Annotated in this window: 19 protein-coding genes; 14 read left to right on the forward strand and 5 right to left on the reverse strand. The window is 69.8% G+C overall.

The genetic code is table 11. The features are described 5' to 3' along the window. The first annotated feature begins 85 nt into the window (after positions 1 to 85). From ACS5PM_RS04865 to ACS5PM_RS04880, 4 genes are read left to right on the forward strand one after another with little or no spacing between them, the layout of a single operon-like run. The gene (locus ACS5PM_RS04865) at positions 86 to 619 is read left to right on the forward strand and encodes a GbsR/MarR family transcriptional regulator (protein WP_439386053.1); all 534 of its coding nucleotides are present in this window, start codon (positions 86 to 88) and stop codon (positions 617 to 619) included. Positions 620 to 671: 52 nt separating this feature from the next. After that, positions 672 to 1,133, forward strand: a complete 462-nt coding sequence (locus tag ACS5PM_RS04870) for a thiol-disulfide oxidoreductase DCC family protein (protein ID WP_439386055.1) — start codon at positions 672 to 674, stop codon at positions 1,131 to 1,133. Continuing rightward, on the forward strand, positions 1,133 to 1,561 hold the full coding sequence (locus ACS5PM_RS04875) for a hypothetical protein (RefSeq protein ID WP_439386057.1): 429 nt from the start codon (positions 1,133 to 1,135) through the stop codon (positions 1,559 to 1,561). Before ACS5PM_RS04870 ends, ACS5PM_RS04875 begins: the two co-directional genes overlap by 1 nt. After that, on the forward strand, positions 1,554 to 3,098 hold the full coding sequence (locus ACS5PM_RS04880; protein ID WP_439386059.1) for a phytoene desaturase family protein: 1,545 nt from the start codon (positions 1,554 to 1,556) through the stop codon (positions 3,096 to 3,098). The genes ACS5PM_RS04875 and ACS5PM_RS04880 overlap by 8 nt, the downstream gene beginning before the upstream one ends. Positions 3,099 to 3,175: 77 nt before the next feature. Here ACS5PM_RS04880 and ACS5PM_RS04885 read toward each other — a convergent pair whose 3' ends face one another. The 3 genes from ACS5PM_RS04885 to ACS5PM_RS04895 form a co-directional block, all read right to left on the reverse strand. After that, entirely contained in the window at positions 3,176 to 5,107 is a 1,932-nt protein-coding gene (locus tag ACS5PM_RS04885) for an amidohydrolase (RefSeq protein WP_439386062.1), read from the reverse strand. A 136-nt stretch (positions 5,108 to 5,243) separates the two neighbouring features. Further along, the gene (locus tag ACS5PM_RS04890) at positions 5,244 to 6,221 is read right to left on the reverse strand and encodes a helix-turn-helix transcriptional regulator (RefSeq protein WP_439386064.1); all 978 of its coding nucleotides are present in this window, start codon (positions 6,219 to 6,221) and stop codon (positions 5,244 to 5,246) included. Next, a complete protein-coding gene (locus ACS5PM_RS04895) occupies positions 6,218 to 6,448 on the reverse strand; it encodes a nucleotidyl cyclase domain-containing protein (RefSeq protein WP_439386066.1) in 231 nt (76 codons plus the stop codon). Before ACS5PM_RS04895 ends, ACS5PM_RS04890 begins: the two co-directional genes overlap by 4 nt. A 179-nt stretch (positions 6,449 to 6,627) precedes the next feature. Here ACS5PM_RS04895 and ACS5PM_RS04900 point away from each other — a divergent pair, with 179 nt between their 5' ends. Continuing rightward, entirely contained in the window at positions 6,628 to 7,041 is a 414-nt protein-coding gene (locus ACS5PM_RS04900; protein ID WP_439386068.1) for a hypothetical protein, read from the forward strand. Positions 7,042 to 7,051: 10 nt separating this feature from the next. Continuing rightward, a complete protein-coding gene (locus ACS5PM_RS04905; protein ID WP_439386070.1) occupies positions 7,052 to 7,459 on the forward strand; it encodes a hypothetical protein in 408 nt (135 codons plus the stop codon). Here the strand turns inward: ACS5PM_RS04905 and ACS5PM_RS04910 are convergent, their stop codons facing one another. Then, on the reverse strand, positions 7,460 to 9,280 hold the full coding sequence (locus ACS5PM_RS04910) for a sigma 54-interacting transcriptional regulator (RefSeq protein WP_439386072.1): 1,821 nt from the start codon (positions 9,278 to 9,280) through the stop codon (positions 7,460 to 7,462). 264 nt (positions 9,281 to 9,544) lie between these two features. On the opposite strand from ACS5PM_RS04910, the gene ACS5PM_RS04915 reads away from it, so the two are divergent. The 8 genes from ACS5PM_RS04915 to ACS5PM_RS04950 all read left to right on the forward strand — a co-directional run bounded on the left by ACS5PM_RS04915 (position 9,545) and on the right by ACS5PM_RS04950 (position 20,595). Beyond that, positions 9,545 to 11,017, forward strand: coding sequence for a benzaldehyde dehydrogenase (locus ACS5PM_RS04915; protein ID WP_439386074.1), 1,473 nt, complete (start codon positions 9,545 to 9,547; stop codon positions 11,015 to 11,017). Positions 11,018 to 11,040: 23 nt separating this feature from the next. After that, positions 11,041 to 11,808, forward strand: a complete 768-nt coding sequence (locus tag ACS5PM_RS04920) for a coniferyl-alcohol dehydrogenase (RefSeq protein WP_439386076.1) — start codon at positions 11,041 to 11,043, stop codon at positions 11,806 to 11,808. 111 nt (positions 11,809 to 11,919) lie between these two features. Further along, the gene (locus ACS5PM_RS04925; protein WP_439386078.1) at positions 11,920 to 13,659 is read left to right on the forward strand and encodes a DUF1302 domain-containing protein; all 1,740 of its coding nucleotides are present in this window, start codon (positions 11,920 to 11,922) and stop codon (positions 13,657 to 13,659) included. 13 nt (positions 13,660 to 13,672) lie between these two features. After that, a complete protein-coding gene (locus ACS5PM_RS04930; RefSeq protein WP_439386080.1) occupies positions 13,673 to 15,028 on the forward strand; it encodes a DUF1329 domain-containing protein in 1,356 nt (451 codons plus the stop codon). Further along, a complete protein-coding gene (locus ACS5PM_RS04935; RefSeq protein WP_439386082.1) occupies positions 15,028 to 16,050 on the forward strand; it encodes a WD40/YVTN/BNR-like repeat-containing protein in 1,023 nt (340 codons plus the stop codon). The genes ACS5PM_RS04930 and ACS5PM_RS04935 overlap by 1 nt, the downstream gene beginning before the upstream one ends. A gap of 14 nt (positions 16,051 to 16,064) precedes the next feature. Beyond that, positions 16,065 to 18,476 (forward strand): efflux RND transporter permease subunit, encoded by a 2,412-nt coding sequence (locus tag ACS5PM_RS04940; RefSeq protein ID WP_439386085.1) that lies wholly within the window; start codon positions 16,065 to 16,067, stop codon positions 18,474 to 18,476. Between the two features lie 7 nt (positions 18,477 to 18,483). Then, positions 18,484 to 19,593 carry an ABC transporter substrate-binding protein gene (locus ACS5PM_RS04945; RefSeq protein WP_439386087.1) on the forward strand — a complete coding sequence of 370 codons (1,110 nt, stop codon included), beginning with the start codon at positions 18,484 to 18,486 and terminating at the stop codon, positions 19,591 to 19,593. Between the two features lie 18 nt (positions 19,594 to 19,611). After that, positions 19,612 to 20,595 carry an alpha/beta hydrolase gene (locus ACS5PM_RS04950; RefSeq protein ID WP_439386089.1) on the forward strand — a complete coding sequence of 328 codons (984 nt, stop codon included), beginning with the start codon at positions 19,612 to 19,614 and terminating at the stop codon, positions 20,593 to 20,595. On the opposite strand, the gene ACS5PM_RS04955 is transcribed toward ACS5PM_RS04950, so the two are convergent. Next, on the reverse strand, positions 20,567 to 21,691 hold the full coding sequence (locus ACS5PM_RS04955; RefSeq protein WP_439386092.1) for an ABC transporter substrate-binding protein: 1,125 nt from the start codon (positions 21,689 to 21,691) through the stop codon (positions 20,567 to 20,569). The two genes, ACS5PM_RS04950 and ACS5PM_RS04955, sit on opposite strands and share 29 nt — an antisense overlap. Between the last annotated feature and the right edge of the window lie 122 nt (positions 21,692 to 21,813).

Here is a 21,813-nt window from a genome sequence, read left to right on the forward strand (position 1 = left end):
TGACAGAAATTGATGGCCGTCTATAGTCGCTGCCATGGATGACGTCCAAGCTTCAGCAGACCCCGGGCAGGCGGCCTCGCCGGCGATGGCATCGCTCACTCCGGTGGCGCAGCGCTTCGTGCTGCACTGGGGCGAGATGGGCAGCCGCTGGGGGGTCAACCGGACGGTGGCACAGATCCATGCACTGCTGTTCCTGATGGGCCGCCCCATGCACGCCGAGGAACTCACCTCGACGCTGGGCGTGGCCCGCTCCAACGTCAGCAACAGCCTCAAGGAGTTGCAGAACTGGAACCTCGTCCGCGTCGTCCACCTGCTGGGCGACCGGCGCGACCACTTCGAGACCCTGGGCGACGTCTGGGAGCTTTTCCGGGTCGTCGTCCAGGAGCGCAAGGCGCGCGAGTTCGATCCGACCATCCAGGCCCTGCGCGATTGCCTGTCCAGCCCCGATATCGCACGCGAACACAGCCTTAGCCGGCAGCGCATCGGCGAGACGCTGGCGCTGATGCAGACGCTGTCGTCCTGGGGTGATGAGATGCTGCGGCTGGACCCCACGACCCTGATGAAGATCATGAAGCTGGGTGCGCGCATCCAGTCCTTCGTGCGCGGCAAGGGCGAGTGATTTTTTTTGCCGATTGATTTCTGTCTCGACTGAAATAAGAGAAGGAGAAGATATGACCAGCCCGCTGTTGACTGTGTTCTACGACGGTTCTTGCCGTCTGTGCAGCACCGAGATGAAGGCCTTGAAAGCCGTGGACGACGAGGGCCGGCTGACGCTGGTCGATTGCTCGGCGCCGGACTTCGACGACGCGCCTTACCAGAGGGTCGGCGCGACACGCGAGGCGATGATGTCCTCGATCCACGTGCGCGACGAACAGGGCAGTTGGCACCGTGGGGTGGACGCGCTCGGTGTCGTCTATGGCGCGCTGGGATTCACCGCGGTGGCGCGTTGGTGGACCAACCGCCAGTGGCGGCCGTTCACCGCGGCCTTCTATGCCTGGGTCGTCAGGCACCGTTACACCCTTTCGCGCCTTCGGCTGCATCGGCTCACGCCGCTGGTGATGCGCGGGATCGCGTGGCGCGAGGCTCGGCAGCCACGGTGTCGCGACGGCGCCTGTACCGCGAGGAGGGTGTGATGGACGACCGCTCGGGATGGAGGGTGGTCGCCTCGTCGACGATGTTCTTCGGCTTCTGGGGGCCGCTGATCGGCGTCGTTCCTTACGTGTGGATGGTGATCTCCGTGCCCTTTGCCTATGTCCTGGGTGGCGTGCCAGCGCTGGTCTGCGGACTGCTCTTCGGCCTGTGGCAGTGGAAGACTCGCCGGAACGATGTGGGCCCCTGGGCCCGGGCTGCCCGCGGGGCCCTGTGCGGGCTGGCCGGTTGCGCGGTGTTCGGCCTTGCGATCTCGCATGCTCAGCCCAGCCTGTCCCTCATGAGCGTGTTGGCGCTGCATGGCGTGCCGGCGGGCGCGATCCTCGGCGCGTGCCGCCGCACGGGGCGGCCGGTGAAGCATTCCTCGCTGGTGTGTCTGACTCCGCAGCATGGGAGTGCCCGCCATGCATGACGTCGTCGTCGTCGGTGCCGGGCTGGCTGGCCTCGCCACCGCTATGCGCTTGCAGGCACGCGGCCTGAGGACTCTGGTGCTCGAGGCGCACAGCCGCGTCGGAGGTTGCGCCGGGTTCTATGCGCGAAGCGGCTTCAGCTTCGACGTGGGTGCGACCACGCTGGTGGATTTCGAGCCCGGTGGCGTGGGCGGCTGCTTCCTGGATGAAGTGGGCCTGCCACCGCTCGAAGGCGACTTCCTGCCGGGCTACCAGGCCTGGCTGCCCGACCGTTGCGTGAAACTGCATCGCGATCCCGGGGCCTGGGCGACGGAGCGGCTGGCCACCTTGGGCAACAGCGCTGGCCACCGCGCGTTCTGGTCGCTCATGGATCGCCTCGGCGATGCCTTCTGGCCCGCGGCCAGGCGAGGCGTGAAGATGCCGATGCGCTCGGTGGGCGACGTGCTGGGCAACGCACGAGCCTTTCGCTGGCGCGATGCGCCGCTGCTGCGTGCCCTGGGGTGGTCGATGGGCGAGGCGCTCGATCGCCACCACCTGGCGGACTGCCGGCCACTGGTCGGCTTGCTGTCGATGATGGTGGAGGACACCGTGCATGCGCAACTGCGCAGCGCCCCGCTTGTCAACGCCGCGCTCGGCATCGGCATCCGGGGGGCGGGGCTGGCGCGCATGGCCGGCGGCATGCGCGGCTTCGTGCGGATGCTGCTGCAGCGCTATGTGCAACTGGGCGGTGCGGTCCGACTGTCCCAGCCGGTGGGCCGCGTGGAGGGGCGCGTTGGCGATTACCGCGTGCACACCCTGTCCGGTCAGCAGTGGGCGGCGCGTCAGGTGGTGCTGGCGGTGCCGGCCCAAGCCGCCGTCCAGCTGGCCGCACCCTTGCTCGAGCAGAGCCTGCAGCCCTATCTGCAACGCGACGAGCCGGCGCTGGGAGGCGGGCTGGTGCTGTTCATGGGGGTGCCGGACCAAGAGGTCATGGGCCAGCCCTTCACGCACCACCAGTTGCTGCAGGACTATGCCGCCCCGCTGGGCAACGGCAACAACATGTTCATCTCGGTGTCCGCCCCGGGCGACACGCTCAGCGCGCCCGCCGGGCATCGGGCTGTGATGGTGTCCACTCACTGCGAGTTGCGAGACTGGGAGTTTCTGAACGAGGCCGACTACGCCGCGGCCAAGCGCCAGTCGGCCGAACGGCTCCTCGGCCATGCGCGCCGCGTCTACCCTAGGCTCGGCGGCTCGGCCCGGGTCATGGAGATGGCGACGCCCCGCAGCTACCAGCGCTTCACGCTGCGCCCGCGCGGCGCGGTCGGTGGAGCGCGGCTGACACTGGCCAACAGCAACCAGCACGCCATTCCCTATGACATCGGCCCGAGCGGCCTGTGGCTGGTGGGCGACACCACCTGGCCCGGCCTGGGCACGGTGGCCTGCGTGCTGGCGAGCCGGCATGTGGCCGAGGGCGCTGCGTCGATCCATCGCAGGAGCTCACGCGCTCGGTGCCGACTGGCCGCGGCTCGGGGCGGAGACCTTGCGCCGCAACGCCCTTGAGCTCGTGGTCGCGGTCGCCTCGTCGTCGGACAGCAGGGTGACCCGCCTTCACACTGTGCGCGCGGCGTCCAGCCCCTTCAGTGGTTATGCCCGTCGCCGTGCGGGTGGTTCCCGCCGGGCATGACGGCATGGCCGCTGGAGGCGCGAAGGTTGAGCGCGCGTGAGCGCCCGCTCGCCACCCTCACCGCCGCCACGGTGCCGACGTCGCCGAAGGGGGCCTTGGCCATCACCACCTGGCCGCCCACCATGGTCAGCAGCACCTGGTTGCGGGCGAGTTCCTCCGCCGGTTGCTGCAGGAAGTTCTTGTCCAGCACGATGAAGTCGGCGAACTTGCCGACCTCGATCGAGCCGACCTCGTTTTCCATGCGCAGCTGCCAGGCCGAGTTCATCGTGATGGCGCGCAGGGCGTCGGCGCGGCCGAGGGCCGGGTCGGCGTTGATGGGGCCGGCGAAATCGGGCCCGAAGCTGTTGGGGCTCTCGGGGTCGCCGGAGCGGGTGACGCCGATCTTCAGCGCCAGCATCTCGTCGAAGGGGTCGATCGGCCAGTCGCTGCCGTAGCCCACGCGCGCGCCCGCATTGCGCAGGCTGCCGAAGGGCTCCATGCGGGCAAAGCGGTCGGGGCCCAGGTGGTGCTCGGTCTCGCCGACGGAGTAGGGCGCCTGCTGGGCCCACTGGAACGAGAAGCTCGCCATCACGCCCAGCGACTGGTAGCGCGGGTAGTCGGCCACGGCCACGGTCTCGTTGTGCGCGATCACCGGGCGGAACGTCGTCGCAGGCACCTGCTGGCGTGCGAACTCGACCGCATCCAGCGTCTGGCGGACCGTGCGCTCGCCGGTGGCGTGCACGTGCGGGTCCAGGCCCGACCTGGCGATCTCGGCCATCAGCGGCTTGAGCACTTCGGGCGCGAAGTACACGCTGCCGAGGTTGGTCCCCGGCACCCAGTTCGGCGCGCTGTCGGTGCCGGTGTTGGTGAAGTAGGGCGTGAGCACGCCGCCGGTGTCGGCGGGCGCGTTCACCACGCCGTCGCCGAACAGCTTGACGTGGCGAAAGCTGATCGTCGGGACCGGAGCGTGCGTGCCCTGGTCGTACTGCGCGGCCAGTGCCTTGACGGCGGCCACGGCCTGGACCGGATCCGCCGTGGCTTCCTCGACCGAGATCGTCGGCGCGAAGAAGCCGCGTGCCGTCAGCTCGCCCGCCTTCTGCAAGGCGGTGAAGGCCGCACCCTGGTCGGCGCCCGCGGCGGCGTCCATGAACGTGGTCACGCCTTGCAGCCGCATGGCGGCCAGGGCGGCGCGCGCCTGGTTCAGGCGGTCCTCGTCGGTGTCCGGCGGGATGACGGACGAGACGGCCCAGCCGGCGGCGTCTTCGCAGATGCCGGTCGGGTTGCCGCCGGCATCGCGAGCGAAGCTGCCGCCGGGCGGGTCGACCGTGTCCTTGGTGACGCCGGCCAGCACCAGGCCGCGGCTGTTCGTCAGCACGGTGTGGAAGTCGGACGAGCGCACGAGGATGGGCCGCGAGGTCGTCAGCGCGTCGAGCGTGGATTTGTCAGGATCCGCATCCACCCCCTGCGTGGCCTGGCGGACCCAGTTCACCACCTCCAGCCAGGTGTCGGGTTCCTTGTCGGCGCTGCTGTCCAGGCAGCCCTGGATGGCCGACTGCAGCTGGGCTCGCGTCAGCGTGGCGTACTGCAGGTTGCACAGCAGCAGCGCGCGGCCGCCGGCCAGCGGGTGCAGGTGGCCATCGACGAAGCCGGGCATGAGCATGCGCCCTCCCAGGTCGACCACCTGCGTGCGGCCGCCGATGTAGGCCGCGGCGCCCTCGTCGCTGCCGACATAGACGATGCGGCCGTCGCGCACGGCCACGGCCTGGCTGACCGAGTCCTTGGAGTCCACCGTGTAGACGTAGCCATGGTTCAGCACCGTGTCCGCCGGCGTCGTGCCGGACCCTCCGCAGCCCAGCACCACCAAGCCCGCGCCGCCGAGCGCACCGGCCCACTTCATCCACCTCATGCGAAGCCCCTGTCGTCGAGCGCCCGGCGCTTCGCCTCCAGGGCGCTGCGCGCGCGGCATCGGGCAGACCAGGACAGCCGCGCCGTCGCAGGCTAAGGGGCACCGCCTCTGCACGGCCCTCCGCAAATGCAGGGGTTCAGCCGTTCGACAGGCGCGCGCCCAGCTCGACCTTGTTGCGCACTCCCAGCTGCAGGTAGGCGTCCCTGAGGTAGGTGCGAACGGTGGCGGGGCTCAGGCCCAGCCTGGCGGCGATGGCCTTGTACGAGTGGCCCTCGGCATACAGCAGCGCGGCGGCCCGCTCGCGCGGCGTGAGCTCGCCCGGCGCGGCCCGGCCGGCCAGGGTCACCGCCACCAGCTCGCCGCAGGTGGCCAGGGCCAGCGGCAGCTTGCCCAGCCGCAGGCTCAACGGGCGCTCGCCGAACCGGGCGACGAGGGGGGCGGGCATGGTGGTGCCCTGCCAGTCGACCAGCGTGCGGCGGATCGCCTCGGCGAGCGTGCGCCCCAGGTAGAGCACCTGCCCCGAAGGCTCGCATAACGCGAGCGTGTCGCTGGCCGCGGCCTGGGTACTGCGCAGGCGCTGCCGCAGCCGCGAATGCCAGCAGCGAGCGAGGTGGGCGCCGTATTCGCCGAACAGCAGGGCATCGAAATCGCTGAAGGCCTGCGCCCGCTCGCCGCGGTAGAGCGAGACGAAGAACATCAGGCCGCTGCCCGGCAGCTCCAGCGTGATGGCCATGGCGTGGAAGAGATCGTGGCGGCGCGAGAAAGCCTCGATGCCCGCGCCGGGCGACTCGTGGCCGCTGGATCGGCAGACCTTGCCGAGCTCGCCCATGGAGGCACCGGCGAACTCGTCCGCTGCGCTGATGGCGTTCCATTCCTCGGCGAAGCCGGCGGCCAGGCCGACGCTGCCATGCAGCCAGTTCAGGGGCGGATCGGCACCCTCGGCCGCCGAGCATTCGCCCCACCAGGCGCGCTCGTGGTCGACGAGCGCACGCAACTCGCGCAGGCGCTTGTCCATCCAGCCCAGGCCGATCGGCTCGGCCTCGCTGCCGTACAGGGCGTGCAGGCTGCGGCTCAGGCGAGCGACGCCTTCGCTGGGGTCGGGCGGAGCGGTCACGGCTGGCCGACCACCACGCGGTTGCGGCCTTGAGACTTGGCGCGGTAGAGCGCCTTGTCGTTGATGCGCTTGAAGTGATCGATGTCGACCATGATCAGGGCGATTCCGGTGCCGGCGCCGGCGCGCTGGCCCAGGTTCGGACGAAGGATGCCTTGAAGGCTGCTGAACGCAGCCCTGCCTCCTGGCAGACCACGCGGTACGCTGTGCCGGCCGTCCTTGTGCTGCATGAGTGGGCCCCACGGTAACGCGCATGCCGCCCGGGCGCTGTGACCGATTGCCGCGCCGGGAGACATCGATAGTCCGAGGCGGCACTTCGCCCGCCCGCCCTCGACTTCGCTTGCTGCCGCAGGCCCTTCGCCGCACCGCCGGGATACTGGGCTGCACAAAAATTTGCAGGGCCGGACACGTGTTTCCAGACAGTCCCCCATTCAGTCGACCCGACATTCCCGTCATCGACGTCTTCCCTCCGGTCGGCGGCGCGTCGGGGGGCGGCGTGCGCCCGGACGATGGGCAAGGCGGCTCGGCGGCCCCTCCCAAGGCATCGGCCCCCAAGGGCCTGAGCCCGGAGCTGGTCCGCCGCTTTCACGCGCTGATCGAGGAGGTCACCGGCGAGCTGATGCAGGACCCTCAGCAGGACCACGACACCTGCCGGGCAGATGCGATCGCGCTGCTGATCGCCACCTGCGAGCACGTCGAGAGCGCACCCGAACCCGGCGAGAGCCCGCTGCAGTACCTGTTGCTCGAAGAGCAGCGCAAGGCGGTCGCCGCCCTGGGCCGGCTCGAGAGGTCCGAGGACGCGTCCACCTTCCTGAGAGCATGAGGAGATCGCCATGACCATCAATGGCATGAGATTGCCGCCGGGCGTGCCGCCCTTCCTGCCGCCGGCCGCCCAGGGCGATGCCGACGCCGAGAAGGTGCGGGCTGCGGCACCGGCCCCGGGCGCGGCCGCGGGCGATCCGGCGCAGAGCGAGCTGGCCGAACGCTCGCCGCCGCGGACCCGCGAAGGCGCCATCCCGCCCCGCGCGGCGCTGGCGATGCTGGCATCGGTCCAGGCCGCCGCGGGTGGCACGCCGGCCACGCCGCAAGCGATTGCGGCCAAGGTGCGCGGGCAGGTGACTGCGGGCAAGGTGAAGCTTCGCGGCGCGCATGCCGATGCCATCCTGCGCGCGGCCCTGCTGGCCGCGGCGCGCGGCCTGACGGTGCTCAGCAAGGAATCCCTGCACCCGACGGGCGAGTGATCACGAAGGGGCCGCGGGGCCCGCGGCCTTCTCCAGCCGATAGGCGAACTGTGCGCGGGTCAGGCCCAGGCGCCGCGCGGCTGCGGCGAGGTTGCCCTTCTCGGCCTGCTCGGCCTCCTTCAGCAGGCGGCGCTCGAGCTCGTCCAGCGAAAGGCTGTCGCCGCCGGCGCTGCCGTTGAGGGCGCCGCTCAGCATCTCCAGCAGGCGCTTGGGTTCGCCGGCGCCGTCCCTGGGGGCCGTCAGCGTGCCGCCCGCACCTATGGCCAACAGGGCTTCGTCGCTCAACTGTTCACGGCGGAACATGTGGGCCACGTCGATCGCCGCCCCGTCCTCGGCCGAGATGACGCCGCGCTCGATGAGGTTCTGCAGCTCGCGGATGTTGCCCGGGAAGGCGTAGTGCAGCATCGCCCGCACCGCGCGCGGCGTGAAGCCCGTGGGGCGGCGGCCGTGGCGATCGGCCTCGCGGCGCAGGAAGTGGTTCATCAGCAGCGGCACGTCGTCGCGCCGCTCGCGCAGCGGTGGCAGGTGGATGGGGTAGACGTTGAGGCGGTAGTACAGGTCCTCGCGAAAGCGCCCGGCACGCACCTCGGCCTGCAGGTCCACGTTGGTCGCGGCGACCACGCGCACGTCGACACGCAGGATGCGCGTGCCGCCGACGCGCTCGACCTCGCCCTCCTGCAGCGCGCGCAGCAGCTTGCCCTGGCTCACCAGGCTGAGGGTGCCGATCTCGTCGAGGAACAGGGTACCGCCGTCGGCCCGTTCGAAGCGGCCGGGACGCGACTGGCTGGCGCCGGTGAAGGCGCCGCGCTCCACGCCGAAGAGCTCGCTTTCGATCAGCGTCTCGGGGATGGCCGCGCAGTTCACCGCGATGAAAGGCTGCTGGCTGCGCGCGCTGATGCGGTGCAGCCGGCGCGCGAAGGCCTCCTTGCCGACGCCGGATTCGCCGGTGAAGAGCACCGTGGCGCGGGTGCCGGCCACGCGGGCCAGCTGATGGCAGGCGGAGTTGAAGGCGGAGGAGGCGCCGACGATCTCGTGGCGGTCTTCGCCGGCGGCCTCGGCTGCCGGCACCGCAGCCGGCACGACTTCGGTCAGTGCGGTTTCGGGGTCAGGTGAGGTCGGGGAAAGGCGGCGGAAGTCCTTGGCCTCCAGGTAGCGCAGGTCCTCGCTGACGTCGCCCCAGCCGGCGGCATGGCGGCCGATCACCCGGCACACGCTCGCGCCCATCGACCGGCACTCGATCTCCCTGAAGATCACCAGCTGGCCGAACAGGCTGGTCACGTAGCCGGTGGCATACCCCATCTGCGACCAGCAGGCCGGCTCGGTGCCTATGCCGTAGGCGCTGATGTGCTCGTCGTCCTCGCTCGAGTGCTCCCACAGGAACTCGCCCTCGTAGGTGCCGCGGTCGATGTCGAAGTCGAAGCTGATCGGCGTGACCTTCACCACGCCCTCCAGCGCGTGCAGCCGCGTGCCGGCCATGAAGACGTTGGCCGCGTCGCCGTGGGGCCAGCGCTCGCGCACGAGCTGCGCATCGCGCGCGCCGGCCACGTAGCCCGCGCGGGTGAGCAGGCCGCGCGCCCGGTCCACGCCCAGCGTGTCGATCAGCTCGCGCCGCAGGTGGCCGATGGCCGAGCTGTGCAGCAGCAGCATGCGCTGATCGTTCAGCCAGATGCGGCCGTCGCCGGGCGAGAAGAACAGCGACTCGGTCAGGTCCGCCATGGTCGGCGCCTGGCCGTCCACGAAGTGACCGCTGTCGCCGCGGCGCAGCATGGTGCCGGTCTGTCGGGCCACTTCCGCCAGGGAAATGCGAGGAGGCTTGGCCATCTGGGAGTCGCTTGCTGAATTGATGAATCGTGTCAGGACCGGTTGGTCCAAATTGTTTTCAATTCATAAACATATCGGCCCCGAGAAAACCCTGTGATGCGGCGCAGCACCTGGGATCCGGGTAAGTCCCAGGGCGGCACGATGGTTTCACTCTGAAAACGAATGCGCCGGCGCGGGGCGCCAGGCCCCGTCAAAGTGCGGCGGGCACGCCGGCGGCACGGGCGTTGCGAAAGAGGCAGGCAAGCGAACTTCAGGAGCCTGCCCATGACGACCCCCGCTCTCCCTGCCTTTCTCGACCACGCGCTGTGGCGTGAACATGTGTACAGCGACGGCTGGCGCGCTGCCTCCTCCGCGGCCGAGGTGATCGAGCCCGCGACCGGCGAGGTGCTCACGCGCTGCGGACGTGCCGTGGCCGCCGACGTGGCCAGCGCCGCCGAAGCCGCGGCGACCGCGCAGAAGGCCTGGGCCGCGATGGGCCCACGCGACCGCGCCGCCGTCTTCCACCGCGCTGCCGCGCTCTTCCAGCAGCACTTCGACGAGCTTGCGCTGTACGTGACGCGTGAAACGGGTGCCATCCTTCCGAAGGGCCAGCACGAGATCCGCGAGGCGGTGGCGTTCTGCCAGATCGCTGCCTCGATGCCGATGCAGGCGCAGGGCCAGGTGCTGCCCAGCGCAGGCGGCAAGCTTTCGATCGCGCGCCGCGTGCCGCACGGCGTGGTGGGCGTGATCTCGCCCTTCAACTTCCCGCTCATCCTCACGCTGCGCGTTGTCGCGCCGGCGCTGGCCGCGGGCAATGCCGTGATCATCAAGCCGGATCCGCGCACGCCGGTGAGCGGCGGTTTGCTGATCGCGCAACTCTTCGAGCAGGCCGGGCTGCCAGCCGGTGTGCTGCACGTGCTGCCCGGTGGGGCGGACGTGGGCGAGGCGCTGGTCACCGAGCCGAAGGTCGCGATGATCTCCTTCACCGGCTCGGCCGGCGTCGGCCGCCGCATCGGGGAGCTGGCGGGCAAGCACCTGAAGAAGGTCTCGCTCGAACTCGGCGGCAGCAACGCGCTGATCGTGCTGGACGACGCGGATGCGGACGTCGCCGCCAGCAACATCGCCTGGGGCGCCTGGCTGCACCAGGGCCAGATCTGCATGGCCAGCAACCGCGTGCTGGTGCACGAGGCCATCGCGCCCGCCATCATCGAGCGGCTGGTGGGCAAGGCCACGCATCTGCCGGTGGGCAACGGCGCGACAGGGCAGGTGGCCCTCGGACCCTTGATCGACGAACGCCAGCGCGACCGCGTGCACGCCACGGTGCAGGCCAGCGTGAAGGCCGGTGCGCAACTGCTGGCCGGCGGCAGCTACGACGGGCTCTTCTACAAGCCGACCGTGCTGGGCGGCGTGAAGCCCGGCATGCCCAGCTTCGACGAAGAGACCTTCGGCCCGGTGGTCAACCTGGCCACCTTCAAGACCGACGAGGAAGCGGTCGCGCTCGCGAACACCAGCCATGGCGGCCTGGCGGCCGGCGTCATCTCGGCCTCGGTGGGCCGCGCGCTCGCCATCGGCCAGCAGCTCAAGGCCGGCATGGTCCACGTCAACGACCAGACGGTGAACGACGACGCGGTGAATCCCTTCGGCGGCCCGGGCATCGCTGGCAACGGCAACTCGCACGGCGGGCCTGGCGACTGGGAGCAGTTCACCACCTGGCAATGGCTGACGGTGAAGGCAACCGCCACGCCGTTCCCCTTCTGAAGAACACGAGGAGACACCAACCCATGAACGTCCAAGGCAAGACCATCGTCATCACCGGCGTCAGCTCGGGCATAGGCGCCGAGACCGCGCGGCTGCTGCGCTTCAACGGCGCCCGCGTGATCGGCATGGACCGCAACGACCCGACCATCACCATCGACGGTTTCGTGAAGGCGGACCTGTCGGAGCAGTCCGCGATCGACGCGGCATTCCGCCAATTGCCTGAGCGCTTCGACGCGCTGTGCAACGTGGCCGGCGTGCCCGGCACCGCGCCGGTCGACCTGGTGGCCCGCGTCAACTACCTCGGCCTGCGACACCTCAGTGCCCGAGCGCTCGAGCGTCTGCCGCAGGGGGGATCCATCGTCAACATCTCCTCCATCCTGGGCGCCGAATGGCCGGCCCGGCTGGACCTGCACAAGGCCCTCGGCGAGACGCCGAGCTTCGAGGCAGGCCTGGCCTTTCTGGCGAAGAACCCGGTGCCGCACGAGACCTGCTACCAGTACTTCAAGGAAGCGCTGATCGTCTGGACCGTCACGCAATCGCAGAAGTGGTTCCTCTCGCACGGCGTGCGCATGAACTGCGTGGCGCCCGGCCCGGTCTTCACGCCGATCCTGGGCGACTTCGTCCAGATGCTCGGCGAAGAGCGCGTGCAGAAGGACGCGCACCGCATGAAGCGCCCCGCGCTGGCCGACGAGGTGGCGCCGGTGGTGGCCTTCTTCTGCGCCGATGAATCGCGCTGGGTCAGTGGCGTCAACCTGCCGGTCGATGGCGGCCTGGCGTCGACCTACCTGTGAACGCTTGAGTGAGGGATGGGAGGTGGCGGGCCGGAGCGGGCCTTCCACCTCCTGCTGGAGCAAGCAAGCGGACACGAGAAGCCGTCTTTTTAAGCAAACAACGGAGACACCATGAAACCCACCCGCCATGCGCTGGCAGTCGCGGCCGCCCTTGCGCTGCCCGCCGCCGTGCACGCCTTCGACATCGCCCTGCCGGCCGACAGCGACCTGAAGCTGCGCCTGGACCTGACGCCCAAGTACAGCGCCGGCTACCGGCTCAACGACCCCTCGGCGGCGCTGACGCGTTTCGACGTGGCGGTGGACCCGGGCACCGTCAACGAAGACGACGGCGACCACAATTTCAAGAAGGGCCTGATCTCCAGCCGCTTCGACCTGCTCGGCGAGATGGACCTGACCGGCCCGAACTTCGGCGCCCGCGTGTCGGGCAGCGCCTGGCGCGACAGCGTCTACCTGCGCCACAGCAGCTACCAGGGCACGCCCATCTACGCCGGCGGCACGCCCATCGGCGTGACGACTTCGACCTCCAACAACTTCAGCGACCAGGCACCCAACGAGTTCCTGCCCGACACCGAGCGCCAGCACGGCCGCGGCGGCGAGCTGCTCGATGCCTTCGTCTACGCCAAGGGCGACATCGGCGGCATGAAGGGCACGGTGCGCATCGGCCGCCACACGCTGCAGTGGGGCGAGAGCCTGTTCTTCGGCCAGAACGGCATCGCCAACGCGCAAGGGCCGGTGGACGTGGCCAAGATCGTCTCGGTGCCCGGCTGGCAGTTCAAGGAAGTGCTGCTGCCGGTGGAGCAGGCCTCGGGCTCGCTGCAGATTGCCGAGGGCGTTTCGGTCGGCGCCTACTACCAGTTCAAGTGGCGGCCCAGCAAGATCCCCGGCGTCGGCAGCTACTTCTCGAACCAGGACTACGTCGGCACCGGCACGGTGAACTTCGGGCTGGACCCCAACGGCAACCCCATCCTCCTGACCTACGACAAGAGCAAGGACCTGGAGCCCAAGGATTCGGGCCAGGGCGGCCTTCAGGTGCGCTGGAGCCCGACCGGCAGCGACTACGAGTTCGGCTTCTACGCCGCGCAGTACCACGACAAGACGCCCGCCGCGCCGGTGTTCGATTTCGTCAACGGCAACGTGCACCTGGCCTACGCCGAGAACATCCGCACCATTGGCGCCAGCGTCACCTCCTCGGTCGGCCAGTTGAACTGGGCGGTCGAAGGCTCGCTGCGCTGGAACGCGCCCTTGACCAGCGACCCGGCGGTGCTGGGCCTCGGCCCCGTGCTCACCTGCGGCGACTCGAACGCCGACCCCTGCTACGCCGTGGGCCGCACCGCGCACCTGCAGGCCTCGGGCATCTACGTGCTGCAGCCGGGCGACCTGTGGGGCGGCGGCGCGGTGGTGGCCGAGCTGTCCTACAACCGCACGCTCGAGGTCACCAAGGACATCTTCGCCGCGGCCGACGGTTCCAGCCAAGGCATAGGCGGCCTGGACCCGAACACCACCAAGGGCGCATTCGCCTTCCGCGCGATCTTCGAGCCGCAGTACTTCCAGGTGCTGCCGGGGCTGGACCTCTCGATCCCGGTGGGCGTGGGCTACAACTTCGGCGGCCGCTCCTCGGCCATCTTCAACTTCGCCGGCGGCGCCTCGAATGCAGGCGACTACACGATCGGCGTCAAGGGCACCTACCAGAACGACTGGAAGCTGGCCCTGACCTACACCGACTATTTCGGCAAGGCCAAGACCTTCACCGAGACCCTGGTGCCCGGCAGCGGCTCGCCGCGACAGCTGACTTTCGGCCAATCGCTGAGAGACCGCGCCTACGTGGCTTTCAACCTCGCCCGCACCTTCTGACCCGGAGTTCCTCATGCACCGCAAGCATTTCATCGCCCTGGTGGTGGCTTCAGCGTTCGCCGCCCCCCTGGTCCACGCAGCCGTCTCCGCCGACGAGGCCGCCAAGCTCAAGACCACGCTCACGCCCCTGGGCGCCGAGCGCGCCGCCAACAAGGACGGCAGCATTCCCGCCTGGGACGGCGGCATGACCAAGGCCGCGGCCGGCTACAAGAGCGGCGACGCCCGGCCCGACCCGTTCCCCGGCGAGAAGCCGCTCTACTCGATCAGCGCCAAGAACATGGCGCAGTACGACGCCAGGCTCAGCGACGGCGTCAAGGCGCTGATGAAGAAGTACCCCGACTTCCACATCGACGTCTACCCGACGCACCGCACCGCGGCCGCGCCGCAATGGGTCTACGACAACACCTTCAAGAATGCGACCCGCGCCAAGCTGGTCGACAACGGCCACGGCACCGAAGGCGCCTACGGCGGCATCCCGTTCCCGCTGCCCAAGGACGGCGACGAGGTGTTCCAGAACCACCGCCTCGCCTGGACGGGCACCTACGTGCAGGCGCCCGTGCGCGTGTGGGTGGTGACGTCGGACGGCAAGCGGGCGATGGCCTCGGGCGGCACCCAGAGCTTCCGTCGCCAGTACTACGACCCCGAGGGCAGCCTGGAGAAGTTCGATGGCTACTACGCGCTCGGCAAGTTCGCCGTGAGCGAGCCGGGCTCCAAGACGGGCGAGGCCATCCTGGCGCACGACAACCTCAACGCGAGCAACCCGCGCGGCTTGTGGCAATACCTCGTCGGCCAGCGCCGCGTGCGCAAGGCGCCCTCGGTGGCCTACGACACGCCGGACTCGGTGACCTCGGGCATCGGCCTGTTCGACGAGGCCTTCATGCTCTTCGGCCCGATCGACAAGCACAACCTCAAGCTGGTCGGCAAGCGCGAGCTCTACATCCCCTACAACAACAACCGCGCCGCTTCGGCCAAGGTGGCCGACCTGGTGACGCCGCACACGCTGAACCCCGATCTCGTGCGCTGGGAGCTGCACCGGGTGTGGGAGGTGGAGGCCACGCTCGCCGAAGGCAAGCGCCACGTCGTGCCCAAGCGCAAGTACTACATCGACGAGGACAGCTGGCAGATCATCCTGTTCGACGGCTGGGACGCGAAGGGCGAGCTCTTGCGCACCAACTACACGCTCACGCTGCTGGCGCCGGACATTCCCGCGCTGGTGGGCAACATGTTCTGGGGCGGCTACGACCTGCAGACGGGGGCCTACTACCTGAACATGGCGAGCAACGAGCTGCCGTCGCAGTACAAGGTCGTGCCGCCGCTGCCGCGTTCCTTCTTCAGCCCTGAAGAGCTCGCCAACGAAGGGGCAAGGTGATGAAACGACGCTGGCTGGCCTTGCTGCTGGCGTCGTGCGGTGCGGTGGCGCAGGCCGCTGTGCCGTCGGCGCTCACCGAGGCGGCGCTGGTCACGCCCAAGGCGTTGGGCGCCGCCACGCTCGCGGTCGCGAGGGCCGGCGAGCGCCTGGTGGCGGTGGGCGAGCGCGGCACGGTGCTGTGGTCCGACGATGGCGGCACGCGTTGGCAGCAGGCCAAGGTGCCGGTGCAGGCGGGTCTCACGGCCGTGCGCTTCGCCGACGAGCGCGTGGGCTGGGCTGCGGGCCACCTGGGCGTGATCCTGAAGACCGAGGACGGCGGGCGCAGCTGGACCAGGCAGCTCGACGGTGTTCAAGCCGCCGCGGCCTTGCAAGCAGCCGCTGGCACCGACGAGCGTGCTCGGCGACAGGCTCAACGCATGGTGGAGGAGGGGCCCGACAAGCCCTTCTTCGACCTGGAAGTGATCGACGCGCAGCATGCGGTGGCCGTGGGCGCCTACGGCCTGGCCTTCGCCACGTCGGATGGCGGCGCGCACTGGGCGCCGCTGCCCACCGCGTCCGCGAACCCCAAGAGCCTGCACCTGTATGGCGTGCGGGTGCAGGGCGAGCGCTGGTTCGTCGCCGGCGAGCAGGGCCTGCTCCTGCGCTCCACCGACAACGGCGCGAGCTTCTCCGCCTTGCCGTCACCGTACAAGGGCAGCTTCTTCGGCCTGCTTGCGGCGCGCTCGGGCACCCTGATCGCCTACGGCCTGCGCGGCAGCGCCTTCCGCTCATCCGACGCCGGCGCAAGCTGGGACAAGGTGGAGCTCGGCACCCCCATCACGCTGCAAGCCGGCCTGGAACGCGCGCCGGGCGAACTCGTGCTGCTCGGCCAGACCGGCGAGCTCTTCGCCAGCCACGACGACGGCCGCAGCTTCACCTCCCAGAAGACCCCGGCCGGCCCGTTGCCCGCCGCCGGCCTGGCCCCCACGCCCGACGGCGCCTGGGTCATCGCCAGCCTGCGCGGCACGCGCCGCACCCCCTGAACGGATTCGTCCCCATGCACGCCCCCGACACGCTGGCCGCCCAACCCGTGGTGGCCCGGCTCGAAGACTTCGACACCGCCTCCGGCTCGTGGCCCGAGCGCCTGCTGTTCAACCACCGGCCGTGGGTGATGCTGCTGTGCCTCCTGGCCACGCTGGTCTTCGGCTGGCAGGCCACGAGGCTCACCCTCAACGCCAGCTTCGAGAAGACCATCCCGACGCTGCACCCGTACATCGCCAACTACCTCGCGCACCAGGCCGACCTGGGCGGGCAGGGCAACGCGGTGCGCATCGTGGTCGAAGCGAAGAAGGGCTCGATCTACGACCGGCACTACCTCGAGGTGCTGCAGAAGATCAGCGACGAGGTCTACCTGATGCCGGGCGTGGACCGGCCGTTCATGAAGTCGCTGTGGACCGCCAACACCCGCTGGGTGGCGGTGACCGAAGAGGGGTTGGACGGCAACACCGTGATGGGCGACAGCTACGACGGCTCGCCCGAAGCCCTGGCCGAGGTGCGTGCCAACGTCGAGCGCTCGGGCGAGATCGGCCAGATCGTGGCGGGCGACGCCAAGTCCAGCATCGTCTTCGTGCCGCTGCTGAGCGTGAATCCGCAGACGCACCAGGCGCTGGACTACGGCCAGCTCGGGCGTCAACTCGAAGCCTTGCGCGTCAAGTACGACAGCGACGTCGTCGGCATCCATGTCATCGGCTTCGCCAAGGTGATGGGCGACCTGATCGAGGGGCTGCAGCAGGTGCTGATGTTCTTTGCCGTGGCGCTGGTGATCTGCGCTGTGGTGCTGTACGGCTACACGCGCTGCGCTCGAAGCACGGCGCTGGTGGTGGCCTGTTCGCTGGTCGCGGTGGTCTGGCAGGCCGGCCTGCTGGCGCTGCTCGGCTATGCGCTGGATCCGTACTCGGTGCTCGTGCCCTTCCTCGTCTTCGCCATCGGCATGAGCCACGGCGCGCAGAAGATGAACGGCATCATGCAGGACGTGGGCCGCGGCACGCACCGGGTGGTGGCCGCGCGCTACACCTTCCGGCGTCTGTTCGTCGCAGGCCTGACGGCGCTGCTGTGCGATGCGGTGGGTTTCGCGGTGCTGGCGCTGATCCGCATCCAGGCGATCCAGGAGCTGGCGCTGGTGGCCAGCATCGGCGTGGCCGTGCTGATCTTCACCAACCTGGTGTTGCTGCCCATCCTGCTGTCGTACATCGGCGTGAGTCCGGCGGCGGCCAGGCGCAGCCTGCGTGACGATCCCCAAGCCGGCGCCGAGACCGGCCGGCTGTGGCGGCTGCTCGATCGCTTCACCCAGCGCGGCCCGGCCATTGCCGCTATCGCCGTCGCGACGACCATGGCGCTGATCGGCTATGCCATCAGCACGCGGCTGAACGTGGGAGATCTCGATCCCGGTGCGCCCGAGCTGAGGGCGGACTCGCGCTACAACCGCGACAACGACTACGTCACGGCGCACTACGCGGCCTCCAGCGACATCCTCGTGGTGATGGTCTCCACGCCCGAAGACCAATGCACCCGCTACGGCACCCTGGCCAAGGTGGACCGACTGGCGTGGCAGCTGGAGCAGCTGCCCGGCGTGGAGTCGACCAACTCGATGGCGGCGCTGTCGAAGCTCGCGATGGTGGGCTACAACGAAGGGCAGTTGAAGTGGTTCGAGCTGATCCCCAACGACAGCGCGCTGGGGGGTGTGCAGACGCGTGCTCCGCGCGAGCTGTTCAACCAGGGCTGCTCGTTCCTTTCGCTCTACGTCTACCTGAAGGACCACAAGGCGGAGACGCTCGCCAGCGTGGTCGAGACCGCCGAGGCCTTCATTTCGAAGGAGTCGACGGCCGATGAGCGCTTCATGCTCGCCGCCGGCTCCGCGGGCATCGCGGCGGCCACCAACATCGTGGTCAAGCAGGCGATGCGCGAGATGCTGTGGTGGGTCTACGGCGCGGTGCTGCTGCTGTGCTGGGTGACCTTCCGATCGTGGCGCGCCGTCGTCGTCGCGGTGCTGCCGCTGGTGCTCACCTCCATCCTGTGCGAGGCGCTGATGGTGGCCCTGGGCATGGGGGTGAAGGTCGCCACGCTGCCGGTGATCGCGCTGGGCGTGGGCATCGGGGTGGACTACGCGCTGTACGTGCTCAGCGTGATGCTCGCGCGGCTGCGGGCCGGTGAATCGCTGTCGGCCGCCTACCTGCATGCGCTGCAGTTCACCGGCCGGGTCGTGATGCTGACCGGCATCACGCTCGCGCTGGCCGTGGGCACCTGGGCGCTGTCGCCGATCAAGTTCCAGGCCGACATGGGCATCCTGCTGGCCTTCATGTTCGTGTGGAACATGGTCGGCGCGCTGGTGCTGCTCCCGGCCCTGGCGCACTTCCTCTTGCGGCCGGCAACGCCTCGCACGGCGCTGCAGGCTGCTGGCGCAGCGGCCTGAGAACGCGATGGCGACGCTGCGGCGCATGGTCTGGGTGCTGATGCTGGCGGCGCCGGCCGCGTTCGGCGCGCCGCCGCCCATCGTCATCGGCCAGTCCTTGCCCCTGACCGGGCCGGCCTTTCCCATCGCCAACCGCGTGCAGGCCGGCGCCAAGGCGCTGGTCGATAGGCTCAATGCCGCCGGCGGCATCAACGGCCGGCGGCTGGAGTTGCGCACGCTGGACGATGGCGGCGATGCCAGGCGCCTGGCGATCAACCTCGGCACGCTGGTGCGGGAGCACTCGGCCGTCGCGATCGTGAACTGCCTCGGCGAGCGCGCCTGCGCGCAGGCCGCGGCCACGACACGCGAGCTGGGCACCCTGCTGATCGGCCCCCTGTCGGGCGCCGTCGCTTTGCGGGCTCCGGCGATGCGCCATGTCTTCACTTTCCGGCCCGACGATCGCCACGAGGCCGACGCGCTGGTGCAGCAGTTGCGGGCCACGGGCATCTCGCACGCGGTGTTGCTCATCGACGGTGACGAGCCGGCGCGCGAACTGGCTTTGGGCGAAGCGCTGAAGGCGGCGGGCATCACGAGCATCCGATTGCAGACCAGGCCCGAACGCCAGTCGGCGCTGGCCGCCTTGCACGAGATCGCCAAGGCGGCTCCCCAGGCGCTGGTCCTGAACCTGGGACCCGAGTCGCTCGACCTGCTGGCGCGCGTGGGCACGGCCTGGCAGAACGACGTGCCGGCCACGGTGGCGGCGATGTCATCGCCCGGGTTGACTCAGCTCACCCGGCTGCTGCGTGACCGGGTCATCGGCTTCAGCAGCGTCGTGCCCACGCCGGAGCTTTCCCAGCTGCCGCTGGCGCGCGAGTTCGAGCGCGATGCCGACACCTACGTCGGCCCCGAGGCCTTCAGCTTCGAGGGCCTGGCGGCCTACCTCCACCTGCGCGTGCTCGCCGAGGCGCTACGCCGTGCGGGCTCGCGCACGGACGCCGCGCACCTGGCCGAGACGATCGAGTCGCTCGGCAGCTTCGACCTGGGCGGCTGGCCGCTGCGCTTCGGCGCCGGCCGGCACCAGGGATCCGACCGTGTCGAGATCGGCCTGCGCGGCCGTGACGGCAAATTGAGACGTTAGCCCCCGCAAGGAAATGACATGCTCGACAAGCAACTTGAAGCGATGATGGCCCAGGCGCAAGCCGCCGGCGTGCCCGATCTGTGCGACCTGCCACCGGTGGCCGCGAGAGGCCTGTACCGCCAGATCCTGGCCGCCGCGGATGTGCCGCCGGCCGACGTGGAGGTGGGCGAGCACCGCGGCCAGGTCGGCGACTCGGCGGTGCAGGTCCGCGCGTACACGCCGCGCAACGCTGCAGGTCCGCTGCCGATCATCGTTTATTGGCACGGTGGCGGCTATGCGCTGGGCGACCTGGATGGCTACGACAACGTCTGCCGCCAGCTCTGCCACGACACGGGCGCCATCGTTGCGTCGGCCGCCTATCGCCTGGCGCCGGAGCACCCCTTCCCCGCGGCGCCCGAGGATGCCTGGGCGGCGCTGCAATGGGTGGCCGAGCATGCGAGGCGCCTGGGGGGCGACCCGGCGCGGCTGGCCGTGGCGGGCGACAGTGCCGGCGCCGTGCTGGCCACCGTGGCAGCGATTTGCGCTCGGGATGCGGGCGGGCCGGCCGTCCGCTTCCAGGCGCTGGTCTATCCCGCCGCAGCCGGCGGCCACGAGGGCGACTACCCGTCGCGCCGCGAGCACGCCCATGGCCCCACGCTGACGGCGCGCACCATCGAGTACTTCAACCACCACTGCTTCGGCGCGGCCGGCAAGGCGCCTGACTGGCGCGGTGCCCCGCTGTTCGCGCCCAGCCTGGCGGGCCTGCCGCCGACGCTGCTACAACTGGCCGCGCACGATCCGCTGCGCGACGAGGCCAAGGCCTATGGCGAGGCCCTGCTGGCCGCCGGCAACGCAGTGACCATCGTCGAGTACCACGGCCTGGCCCACGGCTACATCAGCATGGGCGGCGTCATAGGCGCGGCGCGGCTCGCACAAGTGCAGATGGCCGCTGCCTTGCGGCAGGCCCTGGGCGAAAGCCGGCGGCGCCTGGCGGTCAGTGGCGAACCTTGCCATCTTCTGTGAGCATCGACAGGTCGACGAAGTTCGAGGCGACGTGGCTGCGCGGGCCGAAGTTGACGTTGAAGCCGCCGAAGTTCGCGTTCTGGAGCGACTCCAGGCCGGTGATGAGGCCGTCGCGGCTGGGGCTGGCGCCGGCGCGCTTGAAGCCCTCGGCGAACACCTTGGCGGCGATGTAGCCCTCCATGCTCGAGTAGTTGGGCTTGGCGTCCTTGCCGGACTTGCGCATGGCTTCGAGGTACTCGCGCGAGATGACGGTCGTGGTCGAGAAGGGGAAGGGCATCACCTGGCTCACGACCACGCCGTTGCCCTGCGCGCCGAGTTCGTCGGCCAGGGCCTGGGTGCCGACGAAGGACACGTTGTAGAAGGTGCCTCCATAGCCGGCCTTGCGCGCCTGGCGGATGAAGGCGGCGCAGGACTTGTAGGCGCTGATCTGCACCACCGCATCCGGCCGGATCGGCACGATGCTCTTGACCGCCTGCGCCACGTCCACCGAGTTGCGCACGACGGTGCCGGTGGCGACCGGCTCGAGCGAGCGCGCCTTCAGCGCCCTGCGCACGCCCTCGAACCCTGCCTTGCCGTAGGCGTCGTCCTGGTGGAAGACCGCGATCTTGCGCAGGCCCAGGGAGACGAGCTGGTTGACGATCAGCGCGGTCTCCTGGAAGTAGGAGGCCCGCACGTGAAAGATGTAGCGGTTGAACGGGTCGCGCAGCGCCTCCGCACCGGTGAAGGGCGCGAAGAAGGGGATCTTCGCCTCGGTGACCAGCGGCAGTGCGGCCAGCGAGGTCGGCGTGCCGACGTAGCCGAAGAGCGCGAAGACCTTGTCCTTGATCAGTCGATCAGTGTTGCTTTTGCATCGATCCGGCTCGTACCCGTCGTCGAGCGTCACCAGCTCGATGCGATGTCCATTGACTCCCCCGGCCGCATTCAGGGCTTCGAAGTACAGGTTGGCACCGGCGCGCATCTGGATGCCCAGCTGGGCGGCCGGCCCGGTCAAGGCGGCTGACTGGCCCAGGACGATGGTCTTGTCCTGCGCCATGGCCGGCAGGGCGAAGGTGGCGGTCGCGGCGGCGAGCCGCTTGAGGGACTGGCGTCTGTTCACGTTGCCTTCCGGAGGGTGTGGCGTGGCCGCTGGACACGTGCGGGTGCGGCCACGGCCGATTGTCCTGGCGTGGGGCTTGCATGACGAGGGGATGGCACGCCGCGGACCGCCAACCCATGAAA

It is taken from the genome of Ideonella flava, from assembly GCF_051857595.1.
In the GTDB taxonomy this organism is placed as follows: Bacteria; Pseudomonadota; Gammaproteobacteria; order Burkholderiales; family Burkholderiaceae_C; genus Ideonella.